The organism is Tenacibaculum profundicola, from assembly GCF_057220795.1.
In genome coordinates, this window is record NZ_CM170137.1 from 1,686,018 (window position 1) to 1,706,058 (window position 20,041).

Sequence of the window (20,041 nt, forward strand, 5' to 3'; positions counted from 1 at the left end):
AACAGATTTAACTTCAAGAACCAATATCATAAATCTTTGTAGCTGGGCTAATCAACATACAACATCCATTTTAGTTAATAATTCAGGCTGTGGAGGCTCAAAAAAATAATGGGGGCTTCCTTACAGTATATCGAGAATATCATTCTGCTAAACATCACATCAACTACTTTAATTTCTAATCCCGAATTTAGCCAAAAATAATCTTAGTTACATTTTAAACATATCAAGCATGGCTGCTTTCTGCCCCATAGGTTTTAAAACAGTCTATCCCCCATCTAAAAAATTTATTGATCATTTTTCCAAAGGTTTAAGAGAAGAATTAAAAAGCACAAATATTTCTGTTACGGCGGTGTATCCTGACCCCATGAAAACAAACAATGATGTTACTACTAGACTTAAAAAACAGAGCTCTTTTGTTAGATCAGGTGTAGTCAGCTTGGATGAAATAGCCTTTCAGAGCATTGAAAAAATGCTACAGAGTAAAAAAACAGTAATTCCAAGAAAGCTCAATAAATTAAGTGTAATCATTTTAAGACTACTTCCTTTAAGTACCAAAATAAAACTATTAAGCAATGCAATAAAAAAAGAAATTGAGAGATCCTGATAATTTTAACCTCTAGCTCCAAAGATATATTAACCAACAACATAACAAGTATTCTTCTTCAAAAAACATAAAGGTCACTGGCTTTTTGAGAACTAAAACAACCCCCTATTGAAAAAGGAATTGCTGACGCCATACAATGGTTTAATTTTGATCAGAGCCACTGCCGATTTGATCAATCATACTGGTAGTGCTTGGTTTTTTTTCTTTCCAATATTTTTCTAGGTAATAATACAATCCATAACAACTTAAAATACCAAAAGGCAATACAATCAAACCTAATACGGCATTATTAGTTTCTTCGACCCAGTCTGATTCAAGAATTGCTAAAATAATACCAAGTAACAACCCAAAAATCATCGTTCCTGCATAATATGCAACCACTCCCAAAATTGCAAACCCCCATTTACTCTTTTCGTATTCATCTGCTAGTTCATAAAACTTTTTGCCTATGGTGTATAGCAGTACTAGCCCTAAAATTCCAATCATAACTCTTTTATTTAATTCTTATTTTATTTTTACGTGAAATGCTTCTCTTCCAGCTAGTATTCCCGTTAACACATCATTCTCTTCTACTTTTCCAACTCCAGCCGGGGTTCCTGTAAATATAATATCTCCTTTTTTAAGCGTAAAATATTTTGATACATAGCTTATTAGCTCATCTACTTTCCAAAGCATTGATTGTGTGTTTCCATCTTGAACAATAGTCTCATTCTTTTTTAACTGAAAAGCTAGGTTATTTATATCAAAATTTTCTTTTGGATAGAATTCACCGACAACAGCACTACCGTCAAACGCTTTGGCCTTTTCCCACGGCAATCCTTTCTCTTTACATTTCGCTTGCACATCTCTAGCTGTCATATCAATACCTAAACCAATAGTATCATAATATTTATGTGCAAACTTTGGTGAAATATATTTCCCCACCTTATTAATCTTGACCAAAACCTCTACTTCATAATGAATATCATTCGAAAACGGAGGAATAAAAAAAGGCATTTTTTTAGGTAAAATAGCAGAATCTGGCTTTAAGAAAACCACGGGATTCTCCGGTTTTTCATTTGCTAATTCTTCTATATGCTTAGCGTAGTTGCGCCCAATGCAAATTATTTTCATTCTATGCAGTATATTATAACTATTAAAGAATTACGAATTAAACAATTCGTAATTCTTATGTGTTCATTTATCTCGATTATGGAATCCATTTTTTCTCAAAGTTAGGCGAGCGTTTTTCTAAGAACGCATCCCGTCCTTCTTTAGCTTCATCGGTCATGTATGCTAAACGAGTTACTTCACCTGCAAACACCTGTTGACCTACCATTCCATCATCAGTTAAGTTCATTGCGAACTTTAACATTTTAATCGATGTAGGCGATTTTTCCATGATTTCCTGTGCCCATTCATAGGCGGTAGACTCTAGCTCTTCATGTGGAATTACCGCATTTACCATTCCCATTTCATAAGCCTCCTGCGCTGAATAATTTCTACCTAAAAAGAATATTTCTCTGGCTTTCTTTTGTCCTACCATTTTTGCCAAATAGGCAGATCCGTATCCTGCATCAAATGAGGTTACATCCGCATCTGTTTGTTTAAAAATGGCATGTTCTTTACTTGCTAAGGTCAAGTCGCAAACTACATGCAAACTATGCCCTCCTCCAACTGCCCAACCCGGCACCACACAAATAACAGCCTTTGGCATAAAACGAATTAAGCGTTGAACCTCTAATATATTTAGCCTATGGTACCCATCTTCTCCAACATAGCCTTGATTTCCTCTAGCTTTTTGATCACCGCCAGAACAAAAACTCCAAACACCATCCTTTGTAGAAGGACCTTCACCTGAAAGCAATACAACACCAATAGAAGTATCTTCATGCGCATCTTTAAAAGCATCTAACAATTCACTTGTTGTTTTTGGTCTAAAAGCATTTCTAACATTTGGTCTATTAAATGCTATTCTCGCAACACCATTAGATTTCTTATAAGTAATATCTTCATACTCTTTTACAGTTTTCCACTGAGGTTCTATCATAATTCTTAACTATTATCGTTATATGATACAAAAATAGCATAATAACTTTATTTTCTTTTTTATATTTGAATCTTATTAAACTGATCTCCCATGAAACACCTATCTTTTTTGCTTGTTTTTTGTATATCTATTTCCTCTTTTTCTCAGCAAGTGATTACAAAATCAATTGATTCAAAAGAATTAAAAAGAAAACGAAATATTAAAATTTACCTTCCCAAAAATTACAAAAAAGATTTAACCGCTAACTATCCAGTAGCAATTGTCTTAGGTGATCAATATTTATTTGACCTATATGTTGGAAATGCAAAACTTTTTGCCAATGTTGATAAAGCGCCTAGACAGATAGTTGTTGGTATTGATATGAATACAACCTATACCAAAGATATTTCTATCGTTCCAACAACAAATGTACTTACTAACAATGCTCTTCATTTTTATAATTTTATAAAACACGAACTCATTCCTTTTTTAGAAGCTAATTTTAAAACTTCTCCTTTTATGACAATCACAGGAGAGGGTAAAGCTGCTAATTTTCTTACACATTTTTTAAAAGAACCTGAGCCTGTTTTTAATGCTTATATTTGTGCAACTCCTGATTTTGCAAGGTTTTCTTTTGAGATGATCAAATCATATACTCTTAAAAGGCTCGAAACTATAGACAATACTTATTTCTTTTTTGCTAGTAATTCTAAAAACCAAACATCGCAGGAGCTTTTCGGCCGATTTAGTGAAATCGGTACTTTTTTATCCTCTTTTGACAATAAAAACTTACATGTAACATTTGATCAATTCGCAAATTCTCCTAGCTTTTTGTCGACTATTAGTGAAACTATCCCTAGAGCTTTCTCTGAGATATTTTCTTTATATGCTAAAATTTCGAAAAGTGACTTTGAAAAAAACGTTAAAGATTTAGAGCCTCTAGAAGCCATTAAATACCTAGAGAAAAAATACTTAGACATTCAATACCTATATGGAACAAATTTAAACGTACGCCTAGAAGATATTTATGCTATTGAAGGTATTGTCATCGATAAGCAAGACGGAGATTATTTAAGAGTATTAGGTGATTTTGTTAGCATAAAATACCCTGACATGCACTTAGGTGATTATTACATTGGTAAATACTATGAATTGGGTAAAGATTATGAAAAAGCAGATTTTTACTATAAAGCAGCATACGGAAAAATGAATCCTTCTGATCCTTTTGCAAATGATTTTTATGAAAACATAAAGCGTGTTAATGATTTATTAGAGAAACAAAAACTAGAGGAAGGGAATCCAATTGAAGAAGAAGAAGAAGAAGAAGATAATGATTAGAACTAAAAATAATTACGTTACCAATATTAACAAAAAACCTCTTGAATTAACCAAGAGGTTTTCTGTTATTAGAAGAACCAAGACTCACAACTAACAAACTACTAATCAAAAACTTGACCCTAAACATTGGCTCTATTTTTTTTATTAAAACATTAACAAATTTAGACGTTTCAAATAGTAAATTTGTGTTTTGAAAATACAACTTCAACTAATATGTATAAAAAACAATTCAGGCTAAGGCTGCTATTATCTATGTTTTTAACAGTTACTCTTTTAGGTATTCATGATACGAATGCTCAAAGAAGAAAGAAAAAAGGCAAAGACAAAACGGAAACCCCTTCAAAAAAGGAAAAGAAGAAAAAAACAATAGCTGAGCTTACAGAGAGCAGTAAAAAAATAAATGGTTTATTCCCAATCTATCAAGATACGGTTACTGGTAACATAAAATTACTCATAAAAAAAGAACAACTAAATAAAGATTTCATCTACTTTTCGCAAATAGCTGATGGTGTCGCCGAGGTAAGGGCTTATAGAGGGTCATATAGAGGATCAAGTATTTTCAACATTAAAAAATACTTTAACAAAATTGAATTCATTACTCCGAATACCTCCTTCTACTTTGAGAAAAACAACGCTATTTCCAAATCTTCAAAAGCAAATATCAGCGATGCTGTTGTATCAAGTACCAAAATACTGGCTTCTGATGAAAAAACTGGTGAGTACCTAATTGAGGCCGATGACCTTTTCCTTTCTGAAGTTCTTACCCGAATTAAACCTCCAAACTTCCCCAAAAGTTCTCCTTTTGCATTTAAACTAGGTAAATTCGATAAAAAGAAATCAAAAATCAATGCCATAAAGAATTATCCTGAAAACACCAATATTAAAACAGAATACGTTTACAACAACCCTTCTATCTTAAATGGTGGTTCAGACGCTATAACTGATGGACGGTTTATATCGATTAAAGTATTCCATACTTTTATGAAAATGCCAAAAGACGATTATCAAGTAAGAATGGATGACCCTAGGGTTGGGTATTTCTTAACAACCACAAATGATATGACATCTACAAAGGCGGTAAACTACAGAGACTTTATAAATCGATGGAGACTCGTTAAGAAAAACCCTGAATTAGCGCTATCAGAACCAGTTAAACCAATTACTTGGTGGATCGAAAATTCGACGCCCGTTGAATTTATAGAAACTATAAAAGAAGGTGTTTTAGCTTGGAACAAAGCCTTTGAAAAAGCAGGATTCAAAAATGCCATGGTTGCTAAGATTCAACCAAATGATGCCGATTGGGACGCTGGTGACGTTCGCTATAATGTTTTGAGATGGACCTCTTCTCCGAATCCACCATTCGGTGGTTACGGCCCTAGTTTTGTAAATCCAAGAACTGGAGAAATACTAGGAGCTGACATTATGCTAGAATACGTTCATTTCACTAATCGAGTTAAATATGATAGAATTTTTGGTGAAATCTCAAAAGCTTCAACGGAAGAAGAAGCGCATACTATTTTCTCAAACAAAGAAAACCACATGTTCTGTTCTGCTGGACACTTAATGCATGAAAATACCATGTTTGGTAGAGCTGTTCTTACTGCCTCTGGTGCTTCTGATTTAGAAATGGAAGGAATGAAAAAAGAAGCTATGAAAGCTCTTATTATGCATGAAGTAGGGCACACTTTAGGCTTAAATCATAATATGAAGGCCAGTCAATTATTCTCTCCATCGCAATTAGCAGATGCTAATTTCATTGAAGGAAAATGCCTAACAGGATCTGTTATGGATTATGCTGCGATTAACTTAACTTTAGATAGATCAAAGCAAGGTCAATATTATGATACTGCGGTTGGCCCTTACGATATCTGGGCTATTCAATTTGGTTATACACCTTTCAAAAATAACGCTGAAAGAAAAGCTCTTCTAGCATTATCCACAAAACCTGAATTGATATTTGGCAATGATGCGGATGATATGCGTAGACCAGGCAAAGCGATTGATCCCAGAGTAATGATTGGTGATTTATCAAATGATCAAATAGCTTACTCTATAGATAGAATAAAGCTAGCCAATAATATCATGAAAGATATAAAAACTCGCTTCTCCAAAGATGGAGAAACTTATGAAGAATTGAGAAATGCTTATTATGTTTTAAGTAATCAAGCTGCAACAGCTGGTGACGTTATTTCTCGTTTTATTGGTGGCGTGTACGTCGATAGAGCTGTTTCTGGACAAAAAGAAGGCACTCAGCCTTACACACCAGTTAGTTTAATTGATCAAAAAAGAGCTATGAACGCCTTAAAAACATATATTTTTGCACCAAATGCGTTTAAAGCTCCATCAGACTTATACAATTACTTGGCCAGACAAAGACGTGGCTATAATTTCTTTAGCGGACCTGAAGACCCTAAGATTCACGCCCAAGTTTTAAGATACCAAAAAAGAGTTTTAGATCATATTTTACATAGAAACACCTTACAAAGAATTACCGATTCTCATTTGTATGGAAATAAATATACCTTATCTGCTTTTATGACCGATCTTAACAATGCTATTTTCAAAGCTGACTTATATTCGAACATAAACTCTTTCCGCCAGAATTTACAAACAGAATACACGAAAATGTTATTGAAAATGGTTGTAGGAAAAGGTAGTAAAGGATACACCAACGCTTCAAAAGCAATGGCTTTATACAACTTAAACCGCATAAAGTCATGGGTTAGTAAAGGCACAGGAAATACGGCTACAAAAGCACACAAAAATCAATTGAAGCTTTTAATAACTAATTCATTAAAAGAAGTCAAATAGTATTTTGTAGAAAAAAATGAAAACCAAATAACAACAAACCCTCTAATACTAGTATTAGAGGGTTTGTCAAATTCTAAAAATTAAATCAATACGGATTTTATTTTTTTAACTCAATTCTATCGTCTTTTAGTTCTATTATCTTCTGTTTATACAAACTGCCAATAGCTCTTTTGAATGCTTTTTTACTCATTTGCAAATGAAACTTAATGGACTCAGGTGAGCTTTTGTCTGTTAACAATAATTCTCCTTTTTCATTCAGTTTTTCAAGGATTTTTTCCATATCTAAATCAATCACATTTTTAAAACCTTGAGGTCGCAATGACACATCAATTCTTTCGTCTTCACGGATTTTTTTGATATAACCATCAACATGAACACCTTCTTCCAGCTCTGTAAAAACCTCATTTTTATACAACAAGCCTTCATAGGTTTCATCAATTAAAACTGTATACCCTAAAGGAGTCTGTACTCCTATTATTAAATTAACTTTATCTCCTACTTTTAAATCCATTATAAACTGTTAAAATATTGTTTTAATATATGATCATTTACATCCGAAGGTGTAAATATCTCTAAAATTTTTGGTTTTTCCGATTTTAGGTAAAAACTAGTAAGGCAACCATGTAGTTCTTTACTATTCGTTACTGCCGTATATCCAAAACCATAGGTTTTTGCAATATGCTCCGCCGTTAAATTATGAGGTGTTTCAAAGAATTCTAATGCATTTGTTTTTTTCGGACCAGGAATAATTTTAAAAATCCCTCCACCAGAATTATTTACAATAATAATTCTAAAATTATTGGGGATATAATTATTCCACAAAGCATTACTATCGTAATAAAAACTAATATCTCCTGTAATAAAAACCGTTTGCTCTTTGGTCGCTACCGCCGCTCCAATTGCTGTTGTTGTGCTTCCGTCAATACCACTGGTTCCTCTATTACAAAAAACACGTAATGTTGGGTTCATGTCAAACAATTGTGTGTATCTAATTACGGCACTATTACTCAATTGCAATTGACAATCATTAGGAACAGATCTTAGTAAGATACCAATCACCTTCAAATCTGAATAGGGAACTTCTTTTATATATTTTGAATGGCTTGCTTTTACGTCTTTTTTAATTTTCAACCAACTTCTTCTATAATTGCTCTCTATATGTTTCTCTCCATTTAACAACGTCAAAAGAAACTCTTCAGGCTTTTTTTGTATAAACTCACTGAGGCAAAAATAAGTATCTAGTTTTGTTAACTCATCCACATGCCAATGATGCATGGGTTGGTATTTTCTAAAAAACTGCTTAATTCTTTTTGATACAATCATACCACCCAAGGTGATCAATATCTCAGGTTGTAATTTTTTGAATGCATCTTCTGTTAGTGATGTGATCAGCTGATCAATACTATTAATGAAATCTGGATGGCAGACATTTGATATCGTCTCTGTCATAACCAAAACAGAATCATCATCGGCAAATCTACTTAATAAGTCTTGTAGTTTGCTCGCAGGATCATTTGCTCCAATCAGTATAATTTTACGCTCGGCTTTCTTCCACATTTCAACGAAACTCTCATCACTAATCACTGTATCTCCGTACGTTTTTGCTATTTTCTGCGCTCCATATTTTACCCTATCCATTATACTTTCATCTAATTCTTTAACGGTATCGTATAGAGGCTCATCAAAAGGCACATTAATATGGACGGGGCCTTTTTTTGCAATGGCTGTATGCAAAGCTTTACATAAAAGTGCGGTATTCGTTTCAACTTCCTTCTCTTCGTCAACTAAATTCGCTGAAAACAAAATATGATTAACAAACACATTTTCTTGTCTTATGGTTTGTCCATCACCAATATCGATCAAATGTTTGGGTCTGTCAGCAGAAATAACAACCAAAGGAATCTTACTATAAAAAGCCTCGGCAATCGCTGGGTGATAATTTAACAAAGCAGACCCTGACGTACATACCACCGCCACCGGTTTTTGTTGCTGTTGTGCCATTCCCATAGCAAAAAAACCTGCACAACGTTCATCAACAATACTGTATGCTTTTATACCAGTATGATTCGAAAAGCCAATTGTTAATGGAGCATTCCTTGATCCTGGAGATATAACTACCGTATCAATATTAAATTGATTACAAGTTGAAATTACTAATTGTGCTAACTGTTTTTTTGGGTACATTTCTTCAGTTTGTAAAGGTAGTAACTTTATTTTTTTTGTCTTTAGTAATTTTTTTGGCACAAAAAAAGTCAGAAGCCTTAAAAAGTTATGTACCTCTCTCGACTTTCTGACTCAACATTATATTATTTTATATACTTAGTTTCCTTTTTTATAATCTGCTAAGAATTTTTCCAAACCTATATCCGTTAGCGGGTGCTTTAACAATCCTGAAATAGCACTTAAAGGACCTGTCATTACATCGGCACCAATCTTAGCACAGTCAATCACATGCATCGTATGACGCACAGAAGCTGCCAAAATCTGTGTTTCGAACATATAATTATCATAAATTTGACGGATTTCAGCTATTAAGTTCAATCCATCTGTAGAAATATCATCCAAACGTCCAATAAAAGGAGACATATAAGTAGCTCCAGCCTTTGCTGCTAATAACGCTTGCCCCGCTGAAAACACTAATGTCACATTCGTTTTGATTCCTTTATCAGAAAAATACTTACATGCTTTAATTCCATCAGCGATCATTGGTAATTTTACAACAATTTGAGGGTTTAAAGCGGCTAATGCCTCTCCTTCTCGTATCATGCCCTCTAAATCAGTTGAAATCACTTCAGCAGAAACATCTCCTTCAACAATATCACAAATAGCTTTGTAATGATTAATAATATTTTCTTCTCCTGTAATTCCTTCTTTTGCCATTAAAGACGGGTTAGTTGTTACCCCATCTAAAATACCTAAAGCTTGTGCTTCTCTAATTTGATCAAGATTAGCTGTGTCAATAAAAAATTTCATCTATCTATATTTAAAATTTGTGTTCAGTAGTTTGTTACACTATTTTTAGTAAAAACATACTCTTACTTAATCCGTTGCGAATTTACAATTTATAATGATTCATCAAGAGTTTTTCATAAACTTTATCGGGCAGAATTCTCTTTAAAACAATTGAAAGCTTCTCCATAAAGCCACCAACTTTATAGTGGATTTTTGTTTTTTTAGCCTCTACAATGCTATGAATTGTTTGTGCCATCATAATAGGATCTGCTCCCGAAGTAACATGGGCATCCATCAAGGCTAAATTTTCGGCATAACTTTCTTTATATGCTGAATCTTCAAAAACCGGTGTGTGGTATCTGCCTGCTGCTATATTTGTAGCAAAATCACCCGGTGCAACATTAACCACCTTTATTCCAAAGTTTTGAACCTCCATACTTAATGCTTCGGTAACTAATTCCAATGCTCCTTTACTAGCCGAATAAATGCCTCTATAAGGTAACCCCATATACCCTGCTATAGAAGTTACATTGATAATAAGACCATTTTCTTGTTTCCTCATATTTGGCAACACTTCTTTTATAACATCAATTACTCCGAAAAAATTGGTGTCAAAGTTTGATTTCATTTCCTCTGTTGGTGTATCTTCTATGGGCCCTGTTATTCCTTTTCCTGCATTGTTTATCAAAACATCAATTTTACCTTCTTTTTTCACTACATCATCTATCGCTGTTTTAATCGTTTCTTTTTTGGTTACATCTAGGGCTACCATCGCAAAAGGAACTGCTACCTTGTTAGGGTTTCTACTTGTTCCGTAAACTCTGTAGTTCATGCTATGTAAATAGAGTGCCACTGATTTTCCTATTCCAGAAGAAGCTCCAGTAATAAATATAACTTTAGACATTACTTATAATTTTATACAAATATCTAAAGTTAAAGTCAATAAAAAAACACTTTAAAAACTTATATTAGCATTCCAATTCAGGAAAACTATGGGTAAAAAATCAATCTTCAGTGTCTTTTTATTGCTTACAAGTATTTTAACTTTTGCTCAAACATCCCTTTTTCAACATTCGAAAACCTTTACGCGTCAAGATTCCCTGAGAGGTTCTATTACCCTGGAAAGAGCTTGGTGGGACTTAACTTTTTATCATTTAAATATTACTGTAAATCCTGATAAAAAGTTTATCAAAGGAAAAAACGAAATTCGATATCGAATTTTAAAACCAGCGTCCGTTCTACAAGTTGATTTGCAACCTCCATTAAAAATCACAAAAGTTACACAAAACGGAAAAAAGTTAGCAGTTACCTCAGAAGGCAATGCCCATTTCATTCAGTTAAAAGAAAAACAAGAAATAGGAGATACAAACTCTATTCTTGTTTATTACGAAGGACATCCTAAAGAAGCTATTAGAGCCCCTTGGGATGGCGGTTTTTCTTGGAAAAAAGATACTAACGGTAATCATTTTATAGCAACGTCATGTCAGGGTTTAGGCGCTAGTATTTGGTGGCCTAATAAGGATCATATGTATGATGAGGTTGACAGCATGGCGATCAGTGTTCGCGTTCCTAAAGATCTGGTAAACGTTTCCAATGGAAGGTTGCGCAAGGTTGAACGCCACAATGATCATACTACAACATACCATTGGTTTGTGAAAAACCCAATTAACAATTATGGGGTTAATGTGAATATTGGCGATTATGTTAATTTTTCAGAGAAATATAAAGGTGAAGCTGGTGAGTTAGATTTAGATTATTACGTTTTACGTGATCATTTAGAGAAAGCAAAAAAACAGTTTAAAGATGCTCCCAAAATGATGAAAGCCTTTGAATATTGGTTCGGAAAATACCCCTTTTACGAAGATAGTTTCAAATTGGTAGAAGTTCCGTATTTAGGGATGGAGCATCAAAGTTCGGTTACCTATGGAAATCAATACCAAAAAGGATATTTAGGTCGTGATTTATCAGGTACTGGCTGGGGCTTAAAATTTGATTTTATCATCATACATGAGGCTGGTCATGAATGGTTTGCCAATAATATTACAAACAAAGATATTGCTGACATGTGGATCCATGAAAGCTTCACAGCCTATTCTGAAAATTTATTTTTAGACTATTATTACGGAAGAGAAGCTTCCTCTGAATATGTCATAGGAACCCGAAGATTGATACAAAATGATATTCCAATTATTGGTCAATATAACGTGAATCATGAGGGCTCTGGAGACATGTATTATAAAGGAGCAAATATGTTACACACCATTCGCTATCTTATTGATAATGATGAGAAATGGCGTCAAATTTTAAGAGGCTTGAATACTGATTTTTATCATAAAACCGTGACTACTCAAGAAATTGAAAATTATATATCTAAACATTCAGGTATCGATTTATCTAAGGTATTTGACCAATATTTAAGAACTATAAAAATCCCTGTTTTTGAGTACACGTTAAATGATGGAGTTCTAGTTTATCGTTGGAGCAATGTTATAGACGGATTTGACATGCCCTTGAACGTTAGTATTAACAACGAAAGTATGTTATTAAAACCTACTCAAAACTGGAAAACACTAACAACGAACACTAATAAACTTGTCGTTAATAACAACTTCTATATTATGATAAGCAAGCAATAAAACAATCATCTTATGAATAGAAAAAACTTTATACAATCGCTTCTTGGAGCATCTGCTTTTATATCGTTACCATTTTCTTCATATGCTCATGATAATGATGCTTTATTAGGAGCTATACATTCCACTTCTAAAGCTACCAAAGGGAATTTATTTGGATTTAAAGATGCACCTATACCAACAGTAAAAGTTGGAATCATTGGTCTTGGAAATAGAGGTACTACTTTACTTCAAATGTTTGAATGGTTGGCAGCACAAGGCTATTGTGAAATTTCAGCACTTGCCGATTTACAAGAAAAAAAGGTATCAAAAGCAGCGAAAAGATTACGTAAATGGCAAAAAAAGAAACCAAAAACCTATTTTGGAAATGAAAACCAATGGAAAAAACTAGTACAGCAAGATGATATTGACCTGATACTAATTGCTACACCTTGGGAGCTTCACTCTCCTATGTGTGTATTTGGAATGAATCATGGTAAACATGTGGCCTGTGAAGTGCCTATTGCCTATACGTTGAGTGAGTGCTGGGAGTTAATCGAAACAGCGGAAAGAAATCAAAAACATTGTATCATGATTGAAAATTGCTGTTACAATGAGGAGGAATTATTCGTTTTAAATATGATCGAAAATGGTGTTTTTGGTGATATAACACACACAGAAGGAGCATACTTACATGATTTAAGAGCCCATATGCTAAGTTCAGATTACTATCAAGATCAATGGCGTTTAAAACATCATATAACAAGAGATGGTAATTTTTATACAACCCATGGATTAGGCCCTATCAGTTTCTATTTAAATATCGGACGTGGTGACACTTATGATCATTTAACATCTATGAGTTCAAGAGAATTAAACTTGAGTGAAACTGCCAAAAGAATGAATTCTCCATATACTAGTTTTAAATGTGGAGACATGAATTCTACCATGATAAAAACAGTTAAAGGAAAAACTATTCTATTGCAATTTGACGTACATACTGGCCGACCATACTCAAGAATTAACAAAGTTGTTGGTACCAAAGCCACCCATGATGGTTACCCAGGTAGATTATATATTGATAATGAAGAATTAGCTTATTGGGGCCATAGATGGTTGTCGAACGACGACTACAAAAGCTACTCTAACAAATATACACACCCTATTATTAAGAAATTAAAGACTATTAGTCAAAGTTTTAAACAAGGACACGGTGGTATGGATTTCGTAATGATTTACCGACTTATTAGATGTTTGAATCTCGGTTTACCATTAGACATTAACGCTTATGATAGTGTTATGTGGAGTGCTATAACACCATTATCTGAAATTTCCGTTGCAAGTAAAAGCCTGTCTATTCCGATACCAGATTTCACCAATGGACAATGGAAAAAGGAAAGTCCTTTAGAAATAATGAGAGATTTTTAATTATTATAAAATGAATTTAACACTATTAGTTTTGGCTGCCGGGATGGGTAGCCGTTTTGGAGGCTTAAAACAATTAAGCCCTGTAAATTCGTATGACGAAACTATTATTGATTATTCAGTTTTTGATGCAAAGAGAGCTGGATTTAACAATGTTGTTTTTGTGATCCGAAAGGAGTTTGAAAATGAGTTTAGAGAACAAATTACCCATAAATATAAAAATCAAATTAAGGTCGATTTTGTGTTTCAAGATACTCAAGACCTACCCAAAGGTTATATTGCCACAGAAAGAACAAAGCCCTGGGGAACGGGTCATGCTATTTGGACAGCAAGAAATGTAGTTAACGAAAACTTTGCTGTAATTAATGCGGATGATTTTTATGGCAGTGACTCATTTAAAATCATGGCCAACTATTTAAGTTCACTTGATAAAACAGCTATTTCAAAACAATGCATGGTAGGGTATCACCTGATGAATACGCTTTCCGAAAACGGAAGTGTTTCAAGAGGGATTTGTAAAGTAGATTCTAACGATAACCTTGCTTCTATCACTGAACGTACTCAAATTTTGAAAAAAGATAACGCTATTGTTTATATTGAAGATACTAGTGAAACATCACTGCAACCAAGCGAAATTACTTCAATGAACATGTTTGGTTTAACACCTGCTGTTTTTTCCTCTTTCGAAAGTGATTTCATCTATTTTCTAGATGAAAACATCACTGACCTGAAAGCTGAATTCTACCTGCCAACGGTAGTCAACAACCTTATTTCTAACAACAAAAGCACCGTAAAAGTAGTGCCCACTAGTTCAAAATGGTTCGGCATGACCTATAAAGAAGATAAGTTAGTCGTAGAAAACAGCATCAAGGAATTAACGTCTAAAGGAGAATATCCTGACCAACTTTGGAACAAATAAACAATGGATTTATTGCCAATTATTAATTCTTTTCAAATACAAGGTAGTGTTGTTAAATCTGAAATAATCAATTCGGGTTATATCAACACTACCTATAAAATTACAACATCAAAAGCTAGTTATATTCTGCAAAAAATTAACCATCAAATTTTTAAAAACATTGATCAGTTAACACAGAATACCCATAGAATTGCCGAGCATATCCAGCATAAAACTCCCAAAGAAAAACACACCGAAATATTACAAGTTATAGTCACAAAAACTAATACAGGGTACTATAAGGACAAAGATGGTTGCTACTGGCGTATGTTTAATTTTATAACTGGTTCAAAGACTATTGAAATTTTACGTAATGAAAAGCAAGCGGAAGCTTTAGGAAAAGCATTTAGCAAGTATCATCAGCTTTTGATTGACTTCCCCGAGCCACCGCTATTTGAAATACTACCAAATTTTCATAACACCTCTGTTCGAATACTAGAATTTAAAGATGCTGTTAAAAACAACAAAAGGAACAGACTGCCATTTGCTGTGGAAGAAATTAATTATCTGTTAGACCTATCTTCTGAAATGCATGAGATCATTGAACTGGGTAATCAACAGAAAATTCCTTTACGAATCATCCATCAAGATGCCAAGGTAAGTAATATACTATTTGATACTCAAAACAAAACTATTTGCATTATTGATCTCGACACTACCATGCCAGGCTATCTAGGATATGATTTCGGGGATGCTGTAAGAACAGGAATGAACACAGCTTCCGAAAGTGAAAAAGATATTTCAAAGGTGTCCTTAAATTTCCCCTTGTTTAAAGCCTTTGCAAAAGGATATGCCGAAAATTCGAAACCTTTTATAACTCCGGAAGAAATAAAAACCTTGGTTTTAGGTGCCAAAATTATTACTTATGAACAAGCTATTCGTTTTTTAGGAGACTATTTGAATGGAGATACCTATTATAAAACAGACTACCCTACTCATAATTTAGTCAGAACAAAAGTGCAAATTGCTCTTTTAAAAGATATCATTCTTCATTTTAATAGAATGAATGCTTTTGTCATGTCGTTATACTAATACTAGTTATTGTTTGATTTTATTGTAAAAGAAAATGGCAAATGGTGTCACTCCGCAAAAACATATACAAAGGCTTTCCTAAAGCACTTCGATTTCCAAATTTTATCAAGTACGATACATTAACCATTAAATACAATGCCGCTACAACTCATTTCCTTTCAGTTATGCTTTTTTATACGGATTGGAGTTTGAAGTTACCTTTTAATTTCCTTTCACTCATTAAAAGGTTTCAAATAACCATCGGCTTTATGCCCATCAAATTAACAGAGATATTTCAACGTTAAAATAGTATCCCCTATAGATCGGATATGCACCATACATACGAATAATCGGCAAATTAACAACAGAAATGGTGTTATTTACATCAAAAAATAAAATAAAAAGCAAAATGCTGAAAAGAATCAACATAAATATTGTTAAATTTGGAATAACCCAAAAGTAATTTCACAAAAAAAGAAATATCAATACTTACATACAATACAAATTGGAATCTGAAAAGTAAAAAAATATAAATGAATAATTTAAAAATGGCAGTCTTAATAGACGGTGACAATATACCATCAGCTCACGTGAAAGAGATGATGGAAGAAATAGCGAAATATGGCATTCCTACTATAAAACGAATCTATGGTGATTGGACTAGACCTGGTTTAACTAAATGGAAAAATCTACTTCTTGAAAATGCCATAACCCCTATTCAACAATATGGATATACTACGGGTAAAAATGCGACAGATTCAGCGATGATCATTGACGCCATGGATATTCTCTATAGTGGTAAGGTTAATGGTTTTTGCCTTGTATCAAGTGATAGTGATTTTACGCGCTTAGCTACAAGATTAAGAGAGGCAGGTATGCAAGTAATAGGAATTGGTGAAAAAAAGACACCAAATCCGTTCATAGTAGCTTGTGACAGGTTTATTTATATTGAGATTTTAAAGAAACAAACAGAAGAAAAAGTTGAAAATAAAGAATCAAACGGACAAATCGTAGATAAAATTACTAAGAAGGACATAAAACTAATTTCTACCACAATTAATGACTTATCCGATGAAGATGGTTGGGCCTTTCTTGGAGATGTAGGGAGTTTATTACAGAAAAAGCAACCCAATTTTGACTCTAGAAATTATGGCTTTGATAAATTAACACCTCTAATTAAATCAATTGGTAGATTTGAAGTTGAGCAACGAGAAAACATCAAAAGTAAACACAAATTAATCTTCGTACGAATAAAACAACATACACATAACAAAAGCTAAGAAATGCTAGGAGCCTTTGATTCTCCTTAATACATGTATAATTATAACCAATACGTTTATCAATAAATGAAACCTTCGTGGTGCTACACATAATTTCATAACAATTAACCTAAACATCATTTAACACACCTATTAAATAACCTTTAGTAATGAAAAAACTAAGCTTTCTAATTTTAGGATTACACGTGCTTGTTGCGTGTAACTATGCGAAAAACAAGTCGACTAATTCAACTGAACAACAGAACACAGAAATAAAAAAAGTTATTGGCAATGATGCTGACAAACACGGCTGTAAGTCATCGGCAGGCCAAACATGGAGCATACTACAACAAAATTGTATTCGAGTTTTCGAAATAGGAACGAGATTAAATCCTACTGATCTAGAAAAAAATAAGGCAATTATAAGTGCTTTCATTGTTTTTAACGAGGGCAAAACCAAAATCGAATTATTTTTACCAAACGAACCAAAATCAATTATTCTAGACAAAACAGAAGATGGTGTTTTTAAAAACAACACCTATAAATTCAATGAGCAAAACTCCTGTTTATATGTCAACGAAATTGTGAAATACAAAATAGAAGTTTAACAACTACCCAGACAAAGGTCGATAGTAACTGATAATCAACTAAAAAACAGTTAAAAAAGACACTTGTTTATAAATATATTATACCAGTTATTATTTGAATTTACTGTAGAGGAAAATGAGTGTTTTTTTCTTTATATAAAGTAGAAAAACCAATAATAGCAGTAGCTATGATTTCTTTTTATATTGAAATAGAAAGGGAAAAAAGGACGTTTTATTACGGTAAATTCAAATGGTAAATGTACTAGATAGCTCAAAAAGTTAAAAAAACATTTCTCTTTTGTTGCTGACCTCCCTTACAAGACTCATTATCAGATACCTATTGATATCATTAAAATTCATGATAAATAAAAAATGATACTCATAAATTATTACATAGTTGATGTTTTTACCTCATCGAAATATGGCGGAAATCCTTTAGCCGTTTTTGTTGACTACGAAAATCAGGTCTCGGAAAAGGAGATGCTAACGATAGCACAGGAGCTGAAATTCCCTGAAATAACCTTTATTAAAAACAATGATCACAACGAAAAATTCGATGTTAGAATTTTCACGCCCGAATATGAAGTTCCGTTTGCTGGTCATCCTTCTATCGGTACAGCGTTTATTATCTCTAAATACCTTCTTTCAAAACCTCCAAAAAAAATAACCCTCAACCTAAAACACTCAGAAGTTACCATTGATATAAACGCAAATAAAAACCTTACGAATAGAAAACTTGTAATGCAACAATCAAAACCAGCATTCTTAACCACTTTTAAACATGAGGATGTTGCGATTGAATTAGGGATAAAACTAGCTTGGTTAGATAAAAATAACCCTATTGAAGAAGTGACTACTGGTTTGCCATACATTATTATTCCACTTGCAAATTTAAACGCCATGAATTCACTGCAACTGGATACTCAGAAAATGATAGATTTTTTAATCCGTCATAAGAAATACAAAACGAATAGCAACAATGGTCTTAGCTCTTCTCTTTTTTTTATAACGCAGGAAACCTTTGAAGAACAGCATGATTTTAATACGAGAATGTTTTGCATAGAGAACGAAAATTTAGTCGAAGACGCTGCAACAGGAAGTGCTAACGGCTGTTTTTTAGCCTATCTCTTAAAAAACCAATCTCCAAACATAAAAGCGACTAACGAACAAGGGTTTCAAATAGGTAGGAAGTCATATATACATTTGGAAGGCGAAGTAAAGGATGGTAACTATGTACTTAAAATTGGAGGAGGTGTTGTAGAAATCAGTCAAGGTAAATGGAATATCTAATGATAAAACACACAAAAACTTCATGACTTGACAGTAATGAAGCTTTTAGTAAACAGTAAAGAATGTACTGTTCTTTTTATTGTGTTTTTTTACATTTTTTCATGATCTTTTCGGCTCTATCTTTACCCCAATTTGGATGAAACTTTTCAGGTTTATAGCTTTTAAAAAGTTCTAAAGCTTTTTCCACATCTTTACAATAAGGAGCTATGGGCTGCCCAAAAAACTGAGCACTTCCCATATCCCATTCTGCTTTTCCTAAAATTACTCTTGGGTTTTTTGGGGCTAGTTTTTCTGCCTCAGCGTATAAGCTTGCATTTTTCATCGATAAAGACATCCCATACTTCTGACCGTCAAACGAAATATAAGCGGTATTAAGTAAGGCTTGAGCAATCAATATTTCAGCATTGTTTTCTGATAATGACTTTGCTTCGTCTAAAAACTCTTGAGCTCTCTTTAACTTAGCTTCTAAGGTTGTTTCATCTTTTATTCTGAAAGCCTCCAACGACTCTATAGTGGCTACATAAAAAGGCGGCAGCCAATTTTCTTTTTCTACTTTAGAAATACGCTCAAACAACTGTGAAGCTTCAGTTTGCTTTTTAGCATCCCATAATTCAAAGGCTTTCTCCATTCCTTTTTCATATTGGCTTTGCCCTACGATATTCGCAGTAAGCATCATTACAATTAATACGGTAATTGTCCTCATTTAATTCTTTTATTTTAGTTAACTTTTATGTGAATCGTTTTGTCTTCTTGTAAATCAAACTTGGCTTTATTATATTTTGGTGGCCCCATAAAACCTTTCGCGTCATTTGATATCCCCACTGGTTCTTTTGGTATTCCAAAAATTTTAGTATCCATTTTTTTATTGTCGTTTTCATCGTGAAAAGAAGAAACAGCGTAAATGCCAGCAGGAATTTCTTCAAATACCGCTTTTGCTTTCTGATCTTTAACGGCGACAATTTTCCCTTTATATGCTTTCTTTAAAAAATCCGTTTCTTTAGAGTACAAGGCGACAAACAAATCTCCCTTATCAGAAGTCATTCCTGAAAACTCAACGGTCAACGTATATTTTTCTTGTGCAAATGAAGCTATTAACCCACATATAAACATTGCACTAATTAGAATTATTTTTTGCATGATTCTAGTTTTTAATTTCTATTCAAATATCCTATTATTCCTTGTTATT

General features: G+C 33.3%; 19 protein-coding genes. 10 read left to right on the forward strand and 9 right to left on the reverse strand.

What is annotated here, in order from left to right; all coding sequences use genetic code 11:
- The first annotated feature begins 178 nt into the window (after positions 1-178).
- Positions 179-604, forward strand: coding sequence for an SDR family NAD(P)-dependent oxidoreductase (locus tag AC2TDS_RS07090; RefSeq protein WP_484738926.1), 426 nt, complete (start codon positions 179-181; stop codon positions 602-604).
- A gap of 141 nt (positions 605-745) precedes the next feature.
- On the opposite strand, the gene AC2TDS_RS07095 is transcribed toward AC2TDS_RS07090, so the two are convergent.
- From AC2TDS_RS07095 to AC2TDS_RS07105, 3 genes are all read right to left on the reverse strand, one after another.
- Positions 746-1,090, reverse strand: a complete 345-nt coding sequence (locus AC2TDS_RS07095; RefSeq protein WP_484738403.1) for a hypothetical protein — start codon at positions 1,088-1,090, stop codon at positions 746-748.
- Positions 1,091-1,108: 18 nt separating this feature from the next.
- A complete protein-coding gene (locus AC2TDS_RS07100) occupies positions 1,109-1,717 on the reverse strand; it encodes a fumarylacetoacetate hydrolase family protein (protein ID WP_484738404.1) in 609 nt (202 codons plus the stop codon).
- Between the two features lie 76 nt (positions 1,718-1,793).
- Positions 1,794-2,633 carry a 1,4-dihydroxy-2-naphthoyl-CoA synthase gene (locus tag AC2TDS_RS07105; protein WP_484738405.1) on the reverse strand — a complete coding sequence of 280 codons (840 nt, stop codon included), beginning with the start codon at positions 2,631-2,633 and terminating at the stop codon, positions 1,794-1,796.
- Between the two features lie 90 nt (positions 2,634-2,723).
- On the opposite strand from AC2TDS_RS07105, the gene AC2TDS_RS07110 reads away from it, so the two are divergent.
- Entirely contained in the window at positions 2,724-3,950 is a 1,227-nt protein-coding gene (locus AC2TDS_RS07110; RefSeq protein ID WP_484738406.1) for an alpha/beta hydrolase, read from the forward strand.
- A 213-nt stretch (positions 3,951-4,163) separates the two neighbouring features.
- A complete protein-coding gene (locus tag AC2TDS_RS07115) occupies positions 4,164-6,761 on the forward strand; it encodes a zinc-dependent metalloprotease (RefSeq protein ID WP_484738407.1) in 2,598 nt (865 codons plus the stop codon).
- A 97-nt stretch (positions 6,762-6,858) separates the two neighbouring features.
- Here AC2TDS_RS07115 and AC2TDS_RS07120 read toward each other — a convergent pair whose 3' ends face one another.
- From AC2TDS_RS07120 to AC2TDS_RS07135, 4 genes are all read right to left on the reverse strand, one after another.
- A complete protein-coding gene (locus AC2TDS_RS07120) occupies positions 6,859-7,272 on the reverse strand; it encodes a S1 RNA-binding domain-containing protein (protein WP_484738408.1) in 414 nt (137 codons plus the stop codon).
- Positions 7,272-8,945: a 2-succinyl-5-enolpyruvyl-6-hydroxy-3-cyclohexene-1-carboxylic-acid synthase gene (menD, locus tag AC2TDS_RS07125; RefSeq protein ID WP_484738409.1), complete on the reverse strand. Its 1,674-nt coding sequence runs from the start codon at positions 8,943-8,945 to the stop codon at positions 7,272-7,274. Before menD ends, AC2TDS_RS07120 begins: the two co-directional genes overlap by 1 nt.
- Positions 8,946-9,080: 135 nt before the next feature.
- Positions 9,081-9,734 (reverse strand): fructose-6-phosphate aldolase, encoded by a 654-nt coding sequence (gene fsa, locus AC2TDS_RS07130; RefSeq protein WP_484738410.1) that lies wholly within the window; start codon positions 9,732-9,734, stop codon positions 9,081-9,083.
- Positions 9,735-9,816: 82 nt separating this feature from the next.
- Positions 9,817-10,617 (reverse strand): SDR family oxidoreductase, encoded by an 801-nt coding sequence (locus AC2TDS_RS07135; RefSeq protein WP_484738411.1) that lies wholly within the window; start codon positions 10,615-10,617, stop codon positions 9,817-9,819.
- A gap of 88 nt (positions 10,618-10,705) precedes the next feature.
- Between AC2TDS_RS07135 and AC2TDS_RS07140 the strand changes: the two genes are divergently transcribed.
- The 7 genes from AC2TDS_RS07140 (at position 10,706) to AC2TDS_RS07170 (ending at position 18,855) form a co-directional block, all read left to right on the forward strand.
- Positions 10,706-12,349, forward strand: coding sequence for a M1 family metallopeptidase (locus AC2TDS_RS07140; protein ID WP_484738412.1), 1,644 nt, complete (start codon positions 10,706-10,708; stop codon positions 12,347-12,349).
- A 12-nt stretch (positions 12,350-12,361) separates the two neighbouring features.
- A complete protein-coding gene (locus AC2TDS_RS07145) occupies positions 12,362-13,753 on the forward strand; it encodes a Gfo/Idh/MocA family protein (protein ID WP_484738413.1) in 1,392 nt (463 codons plus the stop codon).
- Between the two features lie 10 nt (positions 13,754-13,763).
- Positions 13,764-14,669 carry a nucleotidyltransferase family protein gene (locus AC2TDS_RS07150; RefSeq protein WP_484738414.1) on the forward strand — a complete coding sequence of 302 codons (906 nt, stop codon included), beginning with the start codon at positions 13,764-13,766 and terminating at the stop codon, positions 14,667-14,669.
- Between the two features lie 3 nt (positions 14,670-14,672).
- Positions 14,673-15,740 carry a phosphotransferase enzyme family protein gene (locus AC2TDS_RS07155; RefSeq protein ID WP_484738415.1) on the forward strand — a complete coding sequence of 356 codons (1,068 nt, stop codon included), beginning with the start codon at positions 14,673-14,675 and terminating at the stop codon, positions 15,738-15,740.
- A gap of 512 nt (positions 15,741-16,252) precedes the next feature.
- Complete coding sequence (locus tag AC2TDS_RS07160; protein ID WP_484738416.1) at positions 16,253-16,999, forward strand: NYN domain-containing protein; 747 nt, start codon at positions 16,253-16,255, stop codon at positions 16,997-16,999.
- A 149-nt stretch (positions 17,000-17,148) separates the two neighbouring features.
- Positions 17,149-17,586 (forward strand): hypothetical protein, encoded by a 438-nt coding sequence (locus AC2TDS_RS07165; protein ID WP_484738417.1) that lies wholly within the window; start codon positions 17,149-17,151, stop codon positions 17,584-17,586.
- 351 nt (positions 17,587-17,937) lie between these two features.
- Positions 17,938-18,855: a PhzF family protein gene (locus AC2TDS_RS07170; protein ID WP_484738418.1), complete on the forward strand. Its 918-nt coding sequence runs from the start codon at positions 17,938-17,940 to the stop codon at positions 18,853-18,855.
- Positions 18,856-18,931: 76 nt separating this feature from the next.
- On the opposite strand, the gene AC2TDS_RS07175 is transcribed toward AC2TDS_RS07170, so the two are convergent.
- Both AC2TDS_RS07175 and AC2TDS_RS07180 read right to left on the reverse strand, forming a co-directional pair.
- Positions 18,932-19,558, reverse strand: a complete 627-nt coding sequence (locus AC2TDS_RS07175; RefSeq protein ID WP_484738419.1) for a hypothetical protein — start codon at positions 19,556-19,558, stop codon at positions 18,932-18,934.
- Positions 19,559-19,572: 14 nt separating this feature from the next.
- Positions 19,573-19,992, reverse strand: a complete 420-nt coding sequence (locus AC2TDS_RS07180) for a DUF2141 domain-containing protein (RefSeq protein WP_484738420.1) — start codon at positions 19,990-19,992, stop codon at positions 19,573-19,575.
- Positions 19,993-20,041 lie beyond the last annotated feature (49 nt).